Annotated in this window: 13 protein-coding genes; 9 read left to right on the forward strand and 4 right to left on the reverse strand. The window is 53.3% G+C overall.

Translation table 11 applies throughout. From position 1 onward, the window contains the following. Positions 1-347 precede the first annotated feature (347 nt). From IE092_RS06845 to IE092_RS06855, 3 genes are all read left to right on the forward strand, one after another. Positions 348-1394, forward strand: a complete 1047-nt coding sequence (locus IE092_RS06845) for a hypothetical protein (protein ID WP_189356278.1) — start codon at positions 348-350, stop codon at positions 1392-1394. A gap of 577 nt (positions 1395-1971) precedes the next feature. Then, entirely contained in the window at positions 1972-3024 is a 1053-nt protein-coding gene (locus tag IE092_RS06850) for a hypothetical protein (protein ID WP_189356279.1), read from the forward strand. A 297-nt stretch (positions 3025-3321) separates the two neighbouring features. Beyond that, positions 3322-4020 (forward strand): hypothetical protein, encoded by a 699-nt coding sequence (locus IE092_RS06855; RefSeq protein ID WP_189356280.1) that lies wholly within the window; start codon positions 3322-3324, stop codon positions 4018-4020. Between the two features lie 291 nt (positions 4021-4311). On the opposite strand, the gene IE092_RS06860 is transcribed toward IE092_RS06855, so the two are convergent. Continuing rightward, entirely contained in the window at positions 4312-5766 is a 1455-nt protein-coding gene (locus IE092_RS06860; protein WP_189356281.1) for a 3-hydroxybutyrate oligomer hydrolase family protein, read from the reverse strand. 313 nt (positions 5767-6079) lie between these two features. Between IE092_RS06860 and IE092_RS06865 the strand changes: the two genes are divergently transcribed. From IE092_RS06865 to nhaR, 6 genes are all read left to right on the forward strand, one after another. Beyond that, positions 6080-7024, forward strand: a complete 945-nt coding sequence (locus tag IE092_RS06865) for a hypothetical protein (protein WP_189356282.1) — start codon at positions 6080-6082, stop codon at positions 7022-7024. A gap of 29 nt (positions 7025-7053) precedes the next feature. Beyond that, entirely contained in the window at positions 7054-8325 is a 1272-nt protein-coding gene (locus IE092_RS06870; RefSeq protein WP_189356283.1) for a sensor domain-containing diguanylate cyclase, read from the forward strand. Between the two features lie 310 nt (positions 8326-8635). Further along, positions 8636-9013 (forward strand): HPF/RaiA family ribosome-associated protein, encoded by a 378-nt coding sequence (locus IE092_RS06875; protein WP_189356284.1) that lies wholly within the window; start codon positions 8636-8638, stop codon positions 9011-9013. Between the two features lie 8 nt (positions 9014-9021). Further along, positions 9022-9516: a tellurite resistance TerB family protein gene (locus IE092_RS06880; RefSeq protein WP_189356285.1), complete on the forward strand. Its 495-nt coding sequence runs from the start codon at positions 9022-9024 to the stop codon at positions 9514-9516. A gap of 72 nt (positions 9517-9588) precedes the next feature. Beyond that, a complete protein-coding gene (locus IE092_RS06885) occupies positions 9589-10164 on the forward strand; it encodes a DUF2062 domain-containing protein (protein ID WP_189356286.1) in 576 nt (191 codons plus the stop codon). Between the two features lie 42 nt (positions 10165-10206). Then, positions 10207-11115, forward strand: coding sequence for a transcriptional activator NhaR (nhaR, locus tag IE092_RS06890; RefSeq protein ID WP_189356287.1), 909 nt, complete (start codon positions 10207-10209; stop codon positions 11113-11115). A 152-nt stretch (positions 11116-11267) separates the two neighbouring features. On the opposite strand, the gene IE092_RS06895 is transcribed toward nhaR, so the two are convergent. From IE092_RS06895 to IE092_RS06905, 3 genes are read right to left on the reverse strand one after another with little or no spacing between them, the layout of a single operon-like run. After that, the gene (locus IE092_RS06895; RefSeq protein WP_189356288.1) at positions 11268-11840 is read right to left on the reverse strand and encodes a hypothetical protein; all 573 of its coding nucleotides are present in this window, start codon (positions 11838-11840) and stop codon (positions 11268-11270) included. After that, positions 11837-13198: a peptidylprolyl isomerase gene (locus IE092_RS06900; protein WP_189356289.1), complete on the reverse strand. Its 1362-nt coding sequence runs from the start codon at positions 13196-13198 to the stop codon at positions 11837-11839. The genes IE092_RS06895 and IE092_RS06900 overlap by 4 nt, the downstream gene beginning before the upstream one ends. A gap of 1 nt (position 13199) precedes the next feature. Beyond that, the gene (locus IE092_RS06905) at positions 13200-14222 is read right to left on the reverse strand and encodes a phospholipase C/P1 nuclease family protein (RefSeq protein WP_189356290.1); all 1023 of its coding nucleotides are present in this window, start codon (positions 14220-14222) and stop codon (positions 13200-13202) included. Positions 14223-14824 lie beyond the last annotated feature (602 nt).

Consider the following 14824-nt stretch of genomic DNA (forward strand, 5'->3'; position numbering starts at 1 on the left):
CTGCGCTGGCAGGCAACACGCCGGAACTGTGACCCGTTCGTAGCACGCCTCCCTAAAATGCTGGCCGAATCCCCGAACAGAATGCAAGCCAGCGTGCCGCCCGCCTGTGGCATCTGAACCGGTGCCCGCGCTGGCTTATGCGCCAATCGCCGATTGATTGCTGCAAACATATCAATGTGCTAAGGTCAGTCATGACTTTTCAGCAAAGTCTGACAATCTGAACGCTTGCGTTATTGCTGCACGATCATCCGGACGCAAACATCAGGCAGCACCCCATTGCCCGCTGCATTTCCGATTTTCCGATAACGAAGACGCAGCGATATCACCACTTTTTAAATAATCATCTTATGAATATCAGCACGCTCGCCACACTTCAGAGCATTGTTTTGCTCAGCTGGATTCCGATATTCTGGGTCGTCTTCAAAAAAGCCCGTCGCAGCAAACGCACACAGAATCAGATCGTTGATGCCTTAGATCGCGAAGGATTGCGCGACTGGCACCGTATTTACATTTCCAGAACACCGTTTTTCCGCAAACGGCTCAAATTCACTGCTTATGAAACGCGGGGAATCTTAGTTAACTTGCCGGATGCCGTACGTCTGATTGCAGAATGGCCATCCGGTGAACGCATCGACCAGATTTTTCCGAAAAGGAGTATGCATTTACGCTGGCACGGCAACAGCGGCATCGCCAGTGCCAACCTGCACTGGATGGCAATCGGATCGACCGACAATCCGCTGATGCTGAGCGCCGACACCGGCTTTAACGCCATCCAGTCACGCGAAGCTACCGCAGATCTGTGCCGCAGAATGGATCCGGATTTTCGCTTGCCGGACATTGCAAAATCAGAATTCGCACTGGAAAAAAATCCGGCATCACTGATCATCGTCACGGCATTTTTTCTGCTACTGGCCTTTGCCCTGATCGACGGAAAATTTCTGAATAAATACGAATGGTTAAGAACAGGCAGCACTTCATGGCTGCTGATGCCGGGTATGCAAATTTTCATGCTGCTGGCCTTACCGGTGTACTGGTGGCTCAGTAAATCCAAAGTACCGGCAAGAGAATCACTGACCCTGTCCACGCTAATCGCCGTCGCGCTCAGCCTTGCCTACATTCCGGCACTGAAACGGGTTGATCAGTTACTGTCAGCCGAAGGCCCGCAATCGTACGCCTACCGGCTGGGGGACTATGGCTCACTGACACCCGTCAGCGATGGCCCGCCCAATATTGATTACAAAAACCGAAAAGAATACTGGAACCAGTTTGAAGAAAACTCCATCCATCAGTTCAATCTGGTCCACGGCCCGCTGGGCATGTGGCAGCTTGATCATTCAGAATTAGAAAAGAAAATGCAGCAGTTCTACGAACAACGCCGCAAGAATAAACAGTGATTTTCCAGCCACCCGCTTGCACTGCAACGGATGGCGCCACACCGGATAGCCCCCGCAGGTGTTTTTTACCTGAAATGCGGTATTCTGCACATCCATCCCGCGGTCGTCGGCAGAAAGTCTGGCTTTCCCAAAAGTGCAGGTGATGAATTTTGCACAATCAAAACGCCAGTCCTGCCACCGGATAGCGTCAAGCCGGATTGTCACGATACCGGCAGTGCCGTGCGCCCCTCAGGTAAAGCATGACGAGCACCCATCATCACCGGTAAAGAATGCGTGTGGCATTCGATCGCCTGTCTGCACAAGCAAAGTGCGGCAATCTCTGATTTGTTGCTGTAAACATATCATTGTGCTAGGGTCGGTTATTGCCATTCAGTAAAGGCAAAAGATCTGAACCGCAGGCTGAAATGGTATACCGCATCAGACTAAGCGATCCGGCAGACAGATACAGGTATGGCAAAGCGCATCCGGCCGCAAGCGCAAAACTGCACGAAGAACCAGAATCAGGCACTACAATCCGCCCGCTGCACTTCCATTGATGAAGGCGCAACGATATCACCTCCTTTTAAATAGTCGTCTTATGAATATCAGCACGCTGATCACACCGGAATTCGTCTTTTTTTTACTCATCTGGATTTCGGTAAGCGGGGTCGCCTTCAGAAAAGCCCGCCGCAGCAAACGCGCGCAGAATCAGATCGTTGACGCTTTAGATCGCGAAGGATTGCGTGACTGGCATCGCATCTACATTTCCAGAACACCGTTTTTCCGCAAATGGCTCAAATTCACCACCTATGAAACGCGGGGAATCCTAATTAACCTACCGGATGCCATACGTCTGATTGCAGAATGGCCATCCGGTGAACGCATCGACCAGATTTTTCCGAAAAGCAGTATGCATTTACGCTGGCACGGCATAAGCGGCGGCATCGCCAGTTCCAAGCTGCACTGGATAGCGATCGGATCGACTGACAGTCCGCTGATGCTGAGCGCCGACAAAGGTTTTAACGCCATGCAGTCACGCGAAGCCACCGCCGATCTGTGCCGCAGAATTAATCCGGATTATCTCTTGCCGGACATCGCAAAATCAGAATTCGCACTGGAAAAAAATCCGGCATCACTGATCATCGTTACGACATTTTTTCTGCTACTGGCCTTTGCCCTGATCGACGGAAAATTTTTGAATAAATACGAATGGGTAAGAACGACTAGCAATACATGGTTGCTGATGCCGGGCATGCAAATCGTCATGCTGCTGGCCTTGCCGGTGTACTGGTGGCTCAGCAAATCCAAAGTACCGCCCATGGAATCGCTGACCTTGTCCTGGCTAATCGCCATTACGCTCGGCTTCGCCTACATTCCGGCAATCAAGCGCGTGGATCAGTTACTGTCAGCCGAAGGTCCGCAATCGTACGCCTACCGGCTGGGCGATGATGGTTTTCTGACACCCGTCAGCGATGGCCCGCCCAATATTGATTACAAAAACCGAAAAGAATACTGGAACCAGTTTGAAGAAAACTCCATCCATCAGTTCAATCTGGTCCACGGCCCGCTGGGACTATGGCAGCTTGATCATTCAGAATTAGAAAAGAAAATGCAGCAGTTCTACGAACAACGCCGCAAGAGCAAACATTAATTTTTTCAATTTTTCAGCTTAAACCTGAGCGAAATCCTGTTGCCTGACGCACGCACGACCAGTCAGCCACACCCCCTGCCCACCCAGGCACACGCTCAGGCGAAGCGCTTATGCGCAAGGTTCAGACTGGCACGGCGCAGTGTATTACGCCATATGGCCTTGAGTTTTGATTAAAGTAAATCGCAAAAGTATGACGGTTAGTCGGTCCATGAGTGCGATGAAATGAAATGTTGATATCTTAGAACTGCTCTCTTTTTTAAGACAGAGATGATTAAGCTTTTTCTCCCTTGAATTAATATGGAAAAAATTATTAATTTGTCACATTGGTACAGGCAACAGATGTCTACTGGAGTCTTTAAATTTAGTAACCAACGTGTTCAGATAGCGATTGGAGAAATAAAACAACTCCCGGCCGAGGTTATTTTGAGTGGCTTGCATATTTCAAATTCTCAGCATCAATATAGTTTTGGATATTGCGCCGAAGTGTTCGAATTTTTCGGACATACACATGAATATCGAGAGTTAGGATTGTTTTTATTGCTGGCAGTTTTAAATCCAATCAGATTGGATAGAGTAGTTCATCTCTCCAACGAACGTTCTGAAATCAAAAAGATACGCATTATTGATAGTTCGTATTGGTCTGAAATTGAGGATATAAAACCTTCAAGCGAGGACTCAATTGAATTTCAACTTGATTCGCTTCATAAACATCCGTGGCTGGAGCCAGGTTTACTTGCGTCGGATTTCCCGGTATTCAATCGTTGCAATGAACTTGATATATATCGCAATATAAAAGATTGGCAGGATAGAGATATTTTAGTGTTGGCTGGAAGACCAGCGGCAAATATCCGGCTCGCGCTCTTGTTACTGGAATTAAGTAATCCTCAGAATAGATGTCTTGAAGTGGCGTTAGAGGTAGAGGGTGGATTTCGGGGCGTTGGACCGTTAAGTGCAGAGGCACGGTTCTGGCTGCCCGGCAGCTTCGCTTGGGATTAGTATTTTTAAGGAAGATTGGAGTCAGTTCAATTTGATGCTGATACTTCGGCTGAAATGACAGATTATTTTGGTGTGTATTCTATAACGACGAGTCGGGCTGTATGGGCGATGGAATGAAAAGTTGGAATGTCTGAACTGGTTCATTTTTTTTAGGCCAGCTGCTTCGTCACACCTCAAACACCACTTTTCACCCCAAATGCGGATTCTGGCACAGCAATCCGGCGGTCGTCGGCAGAAAGTCTGGCTGTCCGGAATTGGCGGATGCAGACTTCTGCACAACGGGAACGACTGTTACGGTTGCAACAGTTGCGCGCAGTGGCCGGTCTGGGCGGGTTTTTCTGCGATGCGTCCGCCGCGCGGCACGCACTGTGCGGGTGGCAGGGTTTTCTGTTGTTCCACGGCAGCGACTAACAGATCGAAAGCGTGCTGGGCGTGCGGCCACATCAGTTCCAGCTGCGGGAAATCATCGGCGAGGCTTTCGACATGGTTGCCGTTCTGGATTTCATACAAGCGGTAAGCGGGTGCCTTACGGCCTGCCTGCGCCACCACCTGACGCGCATAGGCGCGTGCGTGCAAATCAATCGGCAATAAGCCATCCATCGTGCCCGCCACGGTGATCAGCGGACGGCGGATATGGCCGGTGGTTGCAATCGCCGCGACGTTTTTACCAACATCAGAAGCCGATAAACGCGCCAGATAGTTGTAATTGCCGGGGCCTGCGCCGTAGGTGTTGTAGTCCGGATCGAGACGCTTTTGCCACTGGCATTGCGTCGGTTCCCAGAAGTGTTGTGAGTGATATTCGAGGAAAGAGGTTTTCCTGCCATCCTTGTCGATCACCAGATCCGGCGGATAACCCGCTGCCAGCAAGTTACGCGCAGCAAGGCTGTCAGCCGCGTAACCGGATTCACGGTACGCCGGAAAATTCCGTATCGCCGGTGGTAATGCGGTCAGCAGATTCGGGCCCTGCTCGCCGACATAGGTACCCGCCCATTCCACGCCGCCATCAAATTGTTCCGGTGCAGATTCCACCGCACGCCGTACCTGATAACCGCCGTTCGATGTACCGACCGCATAGGTATAGCGCGGCGCTTTGCCGTAATGTGCCTGCACGCCCTGACGCGCCACTTGCGCCGCCAGCACCATGAAGTCGCGCCAGCGTGTGAATTCCTGCCCTGCTTCATTATCGTAGAAACGCACGTAGCTCTGCGCATCCGGGCCAGTGCGGCAAGCCAGCGGATCATCTGCGCTGCTGGCTTGCGCACTCAGTACACCTTTGTTTTGCGAAGCGTAGGCATAACCTTTCTGCACCACATAATCGCTCCACGCGAAGTCGCCGTTAAATTCACTGCGTGCGCCGGATGCACCGGCAATCACCAGCCGCCCGTTCCAGTCTTTCGGCAAACGCAGCAGGAAACGTCCCTGCTGCAAGGGATCGCCGGCGAAGCGTGCCTGTATCTGCAAACCGGGGACGGTTTTCAGAATCGGGGTGCGCTCGCGTTTATTCGGCATCAGAATTGCTCTGTCGTCCTGCGGCATAAAGGCCATTGGCGGCAAGGATGTGATCGCATTGTTCCGCGGCGTGGTATCGGGATTCCGGGTTGTCAGATCCGGGCTTTCCACGCATGTCGCATCGGTCAGCTGCGCTGACAATTGCTTTAATACCCGGTCGCAGGATACCGGACCGGCAGCAAATGAAAAGGAGGCGTACATCATGGCAGGTAAGGCTGCCAGCACTGGTTTCCACATAGAGCGCTTTCTGTTCAAAAAAACGGGAAGTTTGTTGCCAATTCTGCATAAATAGCAAACAGAAATGATAACGAATTGCCATGGCAATGACATGACAAATGCCGTAAAAATGAAAGAATTATTAATTTTCTTAAAGAAATGCCGGATATTTCTGTTCTTTCTGTCTTATTGCCGTGTGACAATGCCACAGAGCAAAGATTAGCACTGTTATAATCATCCGCGCCCGATATGCGCCATATCAGAACCAGCCTCTGCGGGCGCTGCGATCATGCTGTTTAATATAAATTTTACAAATATCATCCGGATTTTCGCGATGGCAAAGCACGAGAACAATCACCCCTTTCCGGCAATCTGCGCCACCGCATCCGCACCTGCGCGCAAAGCGCGGCGTCCGCGTCTTTTGCGTGTGCTGCCCGCATGGCTGCTGCTGGCTGCCTGCGGCACGGTACAGGCAGAGGAAATGACAATCAGATGGCAAATGCCGGATTTTCCGCCAACCATTATTTCCAGCGGTCCGCAAAAAGGCATGGGTTATGCTGAGGTCTTTTTACGGTATTTCATTGCACACACGCCGGATATCAAACACGTCATTGAGCCATCCAGTATGTCGCGGGTATTCGGGCTGATGCGTCAGGGTGAACTGGTGTGCGAACCCAGTCTGATCAAAACGCCGGAACGCGAAACCTACGTGGATTTCAGCGGCCCGGTGGAATTTGTACTCACGCACCATGTCGTATTGCCGGTCGCACTGCTGCCGAAACTCGCGCCGTATCGCAATGCCAAAGGCGAAGTTGATATGAGCAAGCTGGTGCGGGACCCTGGCCTGACCACGGTACGTCAGGAAAAACGCGGTTATCCGCCGCCGGTGTTAACTGCGTTTGAAGCGGCCGCCGGACAAAAAAATGTGATCGTTACCAGCGATGACGGACAGGCGGCATTCCGCCAGATTGCCACCGGCTGGGTCAGCTATGTAGTGGCCTATGCCGACGAAGCCAACTGGTATGCCAGACAGCTGGAAACACCGCTGAAACTGGCGTATGTACCGATTGCCGGTTTGCCGGAATACACGATAGGCTATGTCGGCTGCACCAAAAGCCCGTGGGGCAAGCAAGTGATACAACGTGTTAACGAAGTAGTGGCGAAGGCCGGAAAACGTCCGCCGTGGATTGACGCGGAAGCGGGCTTTCTGGATCCGGAAGCCGCTAAGCGCTTTGAAGTGATTTATGCGCGGCACTCCCCGTTTCGTCATCATAAATAAACCAGTTGATATTCCACGGACAACAGCAAATGAATCATCGTCTCGCGCGTCGTATGCTGGCCTGGATTCTCGCGATCAGCGCTGTTGCCGCGCTGATCGCTACGTCCATACAATTGTTTTTTGATTACCGGCGTGACCTGTCTGAACTGGAACAAGGCATGCATTACATCGAACAGAACCAGTTACCGGGCTTGTCTGATGCCGCATGGAATTTCAATATCCCCAGTATGCAACTGCAGCTGGACGGTATCGGCCGCTCGCAGTGGGTTTCCGGTGCCAGCATTCAGTACGGACCAAAGCAGGCTGCAGAACTGAAAACCGGCACGGTCAGCGGCAGCAAACCGTTTTCGTTTGAATTACACAGAAACGGTGCGATAGTCGGCACCATTTATATCTGGCCGAATCTGGATGTGCTGTACCGCCGCACAGTAGACCGCTTTGTGATTGTGCTGAGCACGCAAATTGGCAAATCGCTGATCACCACTTTCAGTATTTTTGTGCTGATGACCTGGCTGATTACAAGGCCACTGACGCAAATGGCGCAGTTCGCACAAAGCTTTCAGCCCGGTCAGTTATTCCGCCCTTTCCGCCTGCGCCGCCGCGAAACCGCATCACCGGATGAATTAACCGTGCTGGTGGATGCACTGAACGATGCTTATCAGCGCATACAAAAAGCCCATGAATTTGAAGTGCAGCATGCAGAAATTCTGAGTCGTGAAGTCGAAGCGCGCACCAGAGAACTCAGCCTCGCACATCAGGAACTGGCCAGATTGTCCGTGACCGATAAGCTGACCGGGATTTTTAACCGCGCCGGACTGGATGAAGCCCTGCAAACTGCCATCAGTCAGGCACGGCAAACGCAGCGCCCGTTGTCACTAATCATGACCGACATTGATCATTTCAAACAGGTCAATGACCAGCATGGCCACCTGACCGGCGATCAGTTGCTGCAGGAATTTGCGCGCGTCCTGCGCCAGACCATACCGCCAACCGCAATTCCCGGGCGCTGGGGTGGCGAAGAGTTTCTGATCATCTGCCCCGGCAGCGATCAGGAACAAACCTGCGCGTTGGCAGAACAATTACGCAGCACCATCGCAAGCCACGTCTTCCCCGTCGTCGGCCATAAAACCAGCAGCTTCGGCGTCGCCAGCCTCACCGCCACCGACAGCAGCAACGACCTGCTCAGAAACGCCGACGACGCACTGTATGAAGCCAAACGTAAGGGGCGGAATCAGGTGGCGGCTGCGCAGGATCGCGATACCACCAGTCTGCAAGGCATTACAGACCAGGCAATTTCCTGACGCATTCGCAGCGGGGGCAGCATTAGTGCTCCCGTTATTGATACCGTTATTGATACCGTTATTGCTCCCGTGTTTTCTCTTCACATCGTTTTCCGGTAAATCCGGATTGTCGGAAAAAACAATTTCCGCACCCCCGCTGCTGCCTCCGCACAACGCAAATTCCGACGCCGGCCCGCTCAGTTTCAAGCTGCTCAATTACTCGAAATTTTCGAGCAATTCGGTCTGATTAATCGATTTGAAAGAGCATTGGACGATCCCTACACTAAGGATGTCGCGCACTTCTGTACGACATTTTTTCAGGAGATCAGCAATGCAAATCGATATCCACGCACGCGGCTTTGAACTGACCGAGGGTTTGCGTGAGCATACTTTCCGCCGCTTAAAATTTGCCACCGACCGGGCGCTGGACGAAGTGCGTACCGTGAAAGTCCGGCTCTCGGATGTGAACGGGCCGCGCGGCGGGGAAGACAAGCATTGCCTGATTCAGATTCCTCTGGCGGGTCGTCAGCAAATTCTGGTGCACGATACCGAAACAGATATGTACGTTGCGATTGACCGTGCGATAGGCCGTGCAGAACATTTGCTGGCGAAGCGCATAGGCCGCAAACGCGAACATCATCATGTGCAGCATAAACACTGGCCTGCGCCACAGGCAGACAGCGACACTGCAACCGAAACGAATAACTGAGCGAGGATATGATGCGACGCTATGAAAAAGACAGCCCGCAGGCAATGGCAAGAATCGTTGCGCTGGCGATGCTGGTAGACGGTGGTCTGGATAAATCAGAACTGGAACTGGTGGCGGGCTATGAAATTGTCCGCAAGCTGGGATTAAGTGAAGATGAATTTGAAGGCATCGTGCATATCTTGTGTGAGGATATTCTGGTTTGCGGTGCGCGTTACGGCCAGATTGAAATCACGCTGGATCAGATTGACAGTCTGCTGGAAGAAATTGAAGACCCGCAATTGCGTAAATTATTGCTGGCGTGGATGGTCGCAATTGTGGATGCCGATCAGCGCGTCAGCGATGGCGAAGCCGTACTGATTTCAAGGGCGCTTGAACGCTGGATGCTGGATCTGGTAACGCTGGGTGATGCAAGGATGAGCGAAAGCCAACCTGTTGCAGCGCCGGCGTTCACCACTGCAGCGCCGGCTAAGCGCCACCACTCTATTCTCGAAATTCATTATTAGTAGCCCTGTGACGCTGCATGACAGCCCCCGCAAACAACGGGGGCACCATGCCGCGTCGCAGGCATATTGCGTATGCCGAAAAAACTTTTACGCCGCATCCTTCCAGACCGGCAAACCATAGAACGGATTCCGGTCAGTCGTCGTTTCAGTCAGCGCTTTGACCGCCCCGGCTTGTGGCTGATAGAACGCGAAGCGATCGCACGCGGGCTGGCCGTGGGTGTGTTGTGCGGCATGATACCGGGACCGCTGCAAATGATTGCTGCAATCAGTTGCGCATTTTTGTTCCGGCTGAATTTACCAATGGCGGTGGTCGGCACATTTCTGACCAATCCTTTCACCATCGTACCGATTTACATGGCTGCTTACGGTATCGGCCAGTGGCTGTCGGGTGGCCATGCTTCCGGTGCGGAGTGGCATCAGATTCCGGCGCTGCCGCAAACCGACTGGCAGTCGCCGCTCAGCGGTGCGCAGGCGTGGTGGCAGTGGATCATGGATTTAGGCATGCCGTGGGTGACGGGTATGCTGGTGTTGTCGGTCAGTCTGGCCTTGCTGAGTTATATGGTGATGCAGATAGTCTGGCGCGGCAGCCGTTACTGGCACTTAACGCAATTGCAAACCCGCCGCCGGCACCGCACGGCAAACAGTTAAAATAGTGTCTCTCCAGTATCAACCGCACCGGAAAGGCATGCCATGGCGTCGTTAAATTACAAGCATTTGCGCTATTACTGGATGGTGGCGAAGACCGGCAGCATTGCCAAAGCCGCAGAGCAATTGCATCTGACTCCGCATGCCGTCAGTGGCCAGATCAAAGAATTTGAACAGCAGCTGGGCGTGGAATTGTTTAAAAAGTCGGGACGCAATCTGAGTCTGACCGAAGCCGGGCAACGCATCATGGTGTATGCCGACGATATTTTTACCACCGGCGATCAGTTGCTCGATGTATTGCGCAATCAGATGCAGGCGCGGCGGCGTCCGTTCCGGGTCGGGATTGCGGACTCTGTGCCCAAGGTGGTGGCGTATAAGTTACTGGAACCGGCGCTGCAAATCAGTGATCCGGTCAGCCTGCACTGCCGCGAAGGCAGGCTGGAATTGCTGCTGGCCGATCTGGCTTTGCACAAACTCGATGCGGTGATTGCAGACCGTCCGTTAAGCAGTGTCAGCAATCAGATCAGCGTGCGCGCCTTCAGTCATCTGCTGGGCAAATCGGGACTCACTGTCTTTGCCGAAGCGGGGCTGGCAAAACAATATCCGGGCAAGGATCCGGCCTGTCTGAAGGGTGCACCGTTTCTGATTCCCGGCGAAGATGCCGCTGTCCACAGCAAAATCCTGCGCTGGATGTCGGATCAGCAATTGCAAGCTGTGATCATCGGTGAATTCGATGACGGCGCATTGATGAAAGCCTTTGGCCGCGCCGGTACCGGTTTCTTCTTTGCACCCACTGCCGTCAAACAGGATGTGATCAGCCAGTACGGCGTTAAAGCGGTATTTGACATCCCGGATCTGACCGAAGAAATCTATGTTCTGACCACCGAACGCAGGCTGCAGGACCCTGCTGTGATGGCGATCAGCAAGCATGCGCAGCAGGATACGTTTGCGTAACTGCGGCACCGGCTGAAAACCACCCGAAAACCGCCAAAACTACCCAAAATGCGGTGTTCAGCACAGCGATCCGGCGGTCGTCGGCAGAAAGTCCGGCTCTCCGGAAATGCCGGATGCGGACTTCTGCACAATCAAACCCATTCCTGCAAGGCTCAGCGTGCTTTGCTTTGCCATTCCGGATGCTGCTGGCGGAGTTCCTGCTCCAGCGCGGCGAGGCGTCTGGCTTTGTCTTCCATTTTTGCGATGGAAGCAGGATCAATACCCATCTGACGGCCGCGTTCGATGTCGGCTTGCAGACGCGGTACTTCCTGCTGTGCAGCGCTGGCAAAGGACGCCAGCAATTGCTGATGCTGGTTCGCTTCGTAACGCTGATAAGCTTGCGGGTCTGCCAGTTCAGCAACGCTCGGCTGAACTGCGGAAACCGTATCGCGCTGCAGCGGCGGGCTGCGGGGATCGCCGTTGCGGGTAGCGGCCAGACTTTGCGCTGCCGCTTGCTGCGGGCCGTAGTCCGGCATAGGCACACGTCTGAGTTCCGGAAACGGTGGCGGCCAGCTGGCCGTCTGCAGCGGCTCTTCCGTTGCCTTTGTTCCGGCAGCTGCGGTTTTGCTGGCCGGTGATTGCTGAGTATTCTGTATGGTTTCGCTGTCGCCATCCGCTGTCAGCCAGCGCAGCGTCAGCATTGCCAGCACCGCCAGTGCACCGGCCTTCATCCATTTGCGCATCATGACTTATCTCCGTTGCGGCGGATGTCGTGTTGCGCTGCCAGTCTTGCCTCCTGCTGCATGCGCTGCATTTGCTGCACGGCTTTTTGCTGTGCAATGGCACGGCTGGCCTGATAGCGCACGGTTTCAGAGTTTTCCGGCTGATAACCATACTCACGCTGGCTGACTAACAGAATTTCATAATACGCATGTTCATTTGCCGCGACTGCCGCACGGAAAGGCGGGGACACGACGCCGGGTTCCTGCATCATCGCCAGTTCCTGCAGCCAGCTGAGTTTGCCTTCGTGCAGAATTTTTCCGAGATCGCCCCCACTAACCGCATCCGGCGCAATCGAGTAGCGGCGTGCCAGCGTTGCGAAATCCTGTCCGCTGCGGGCTGCCTGCAGCACTTTGTCAGCAGTCGCCTGATCCGGAACGCGGAGATGGCGTGCCGTAATCCACGCGATACGGCGAAACTCCGCTTTGTGCTCGCGATAGTAAGCCTGAATCTCGCGCTGACTGACTTGCTTTGCGAGCTGATTCAGCACCGGACTTTCGCTGTCGATATCAGCACCGATACCGTGTAAGGCCATCACTGCCTGCACTTTGTTTTGTGTGCGCAGTGCTTCACGCAAATCATTCACAGCCGCTTGCCCGAATTGTTGTTCGGCCCACTGGCGCACATACAATTGCCCCAGCATCAGCCATGCCTGCTGACGGACAAAATGATTATCACGGTTGAAGATCGCCACTCTGCCCTGCACATTCTGACGGGCGTATACATCTGCCAGTGTGATTACACCATCCGGTGCCAGCGGGCTGCGCAGCAGTACCCATTGTTTTGCCTGCGCCAGTTGCTTGTCATTGAAGCGGTATTCCGCAATCACCTGACCGGCGGAGCCAAGCAATTGCTGCCAGTCGTTTGCGGTGAGGCTGGCTTCCGCGCTGACCTTCCCCTGCAGACTGCCACCGGGTAAGGCTTTCAGGCTGGCTTCGATCTGCGTCTGATACACGCTGCGTAAGGCCGCAGCCAGCTGATCGTCGCTGGCAACAGACGGATCAAAACCGACGCGGCGTGCACCGGCGTACACATCATACTGATCAAAACGCGCAGCGTTTTTTGCCAGCAGATGCTTTTGCGTCAGTAATTCTTCCAGCACTGCAGTTTCTGTGATTTGTTTATCCTGCTGCTGACGCAGGCGTGTCATCACTTCCAGTGTTAACGGAGACAGCGGCTGTCCCTGACTGCGGGTAAGCGCTGTTTGCTGCGGTAGCGCAGCGCTGCTGTCCGGCAAACCTAAACATAACAAACTGCCTGCCAGCAGCAGGCAGTTTGTTAACTGTTTAGTCTGCGTAAATATACGATTACGCAGGCGGAACATATCAGCTCGCCAGACGATCAGCAGCTCGGTTCAGTACATGTACCAGCATCGCAATGGCGTGCGGCACGACCATTTTTCCGACGCGGACGCGGTCATTCTGGTCTGTGGATGACAACACGATGCCACCGTTTTTGTACGAGTAAGTGCCGCCCTGCGTCAGCAGAGGACGAATATCATTCGAACCGGCAGGTACCGGTGTGAAATCGTTCAGCGCTGCTTTAACCAGTGCCGGATCATTCAGTTTCTGGCTGTAGTAATAGTCGTTCACCCATTGTTCCCAGCCGGAATGGTTGTTAGCCGACGTAGTCCAGGTGTGATGCGGTTGCAGCAAGTCGGTGGAGTGCATGACGAAACCCAGACTTTGCAGACTTGGCGCGGTCAGGAATTGCTGGAACCAGTATTGCGCCAGATTATCAATCGGCTGAAACGGTGCGGTTTCAAAGTCAGCATACATTTGCGGTGTGGAATAACCACCCAGACGGTAATGGGCTTCGGTCACGCCATAGCTGTTGTACTTACTGCTGTCACCGAACCAGCCTTTCATGCCGCCGGGGCCGTCATCCAGATAGTCACCGACCAGCCATGTGGCGGCCAGTTTATCCACATCACCGGCCACGGTCAGTTTGGCGTAGTTGTAACCGCCAAACGGGTTGCCGTGTACGTCCGGACCCGAAGTATGGTTCTGGAAATGCCAGTAAGACGTGTATTTGACGATGCTTTGCGCCGCGCCCCAGACCGGTGCCAGCACACAGCTGCCGGTCGTCGCACCGCACAGATAGGTGTCGGCAAAATCATCGACATCGTAAGCACCCTGCCCCATTGCAGTGGCGAACTGATCGACCGTAATCCCTGCTTTCGCTAAACCAGCCTGCAGTTTGGCGAAATTGGTTTTATCCGGATTATTTTTCATGAAGGTGACAGCATCCATCGCGATACGGCGATGGGTTTCCTGCTGAAATGCCATGGCTGGCAAACTGGCGCACAGAGCGAGACTCAGCACTGTCGCTTTGAAGACTGATTTCATTGCTTTTTCCTTTTTATGAATCGAAAACAATTACAACAATCACAGCGGCAAGGTAAGTACAGCGTGCAGCGAAAACAGAAACAAAGTTTCCGCGCCCTGCCTGAAACACGAAGGTAAGACAGAGGCGCTATTGAACTGTGCTTCAGCAGGGGCGATCAACGATTAAACCTAGACTGTCACATCTAGGTTTTTTCATACGCCTGAAACAGTTGCGTGGCAGATTCGGTGAGGAAAACGATTGCGCACAAGAGGGCCACGGAATGTCTCCGGAAGAACTCTGTCCGGGTAAGAAAGCGCTTAAGCACTTTCACCAATTAAGCTGTGCGCATGCAAAGCGTTGTGAACGGTTTGCTCCTGAATGACGAGACAGCACGGATACCGCGTGTTATCCGGCCAACTCAGGCTGCGTCCGGATTCTCTGGCTGGTAAACGGGGCGCGATCCGGAGCAGCGCATGTCACTGGCGGACTAAGTGCAGGTGTGCATATGAAGAGTCTGCGTTTTCCGCACACAACACAAGGCTTGCAGTTATTCATATTTCATCTAATATTTGCAAGACATTCAGGCCGCTGCCCTACCTGCCCCATTGCGCTTCTGTTTGCT

Origin of the sequence: Cognatundibacterium squillarum (genome assembly GCF_014652435.1) — a bacterium.
GTDB lineage: Bacteria > Pseudomonadota > Gammaproteobacteria > Burkholderiales > Burkholderiaceae_D > Undibacterium > Undibacterium squillarum.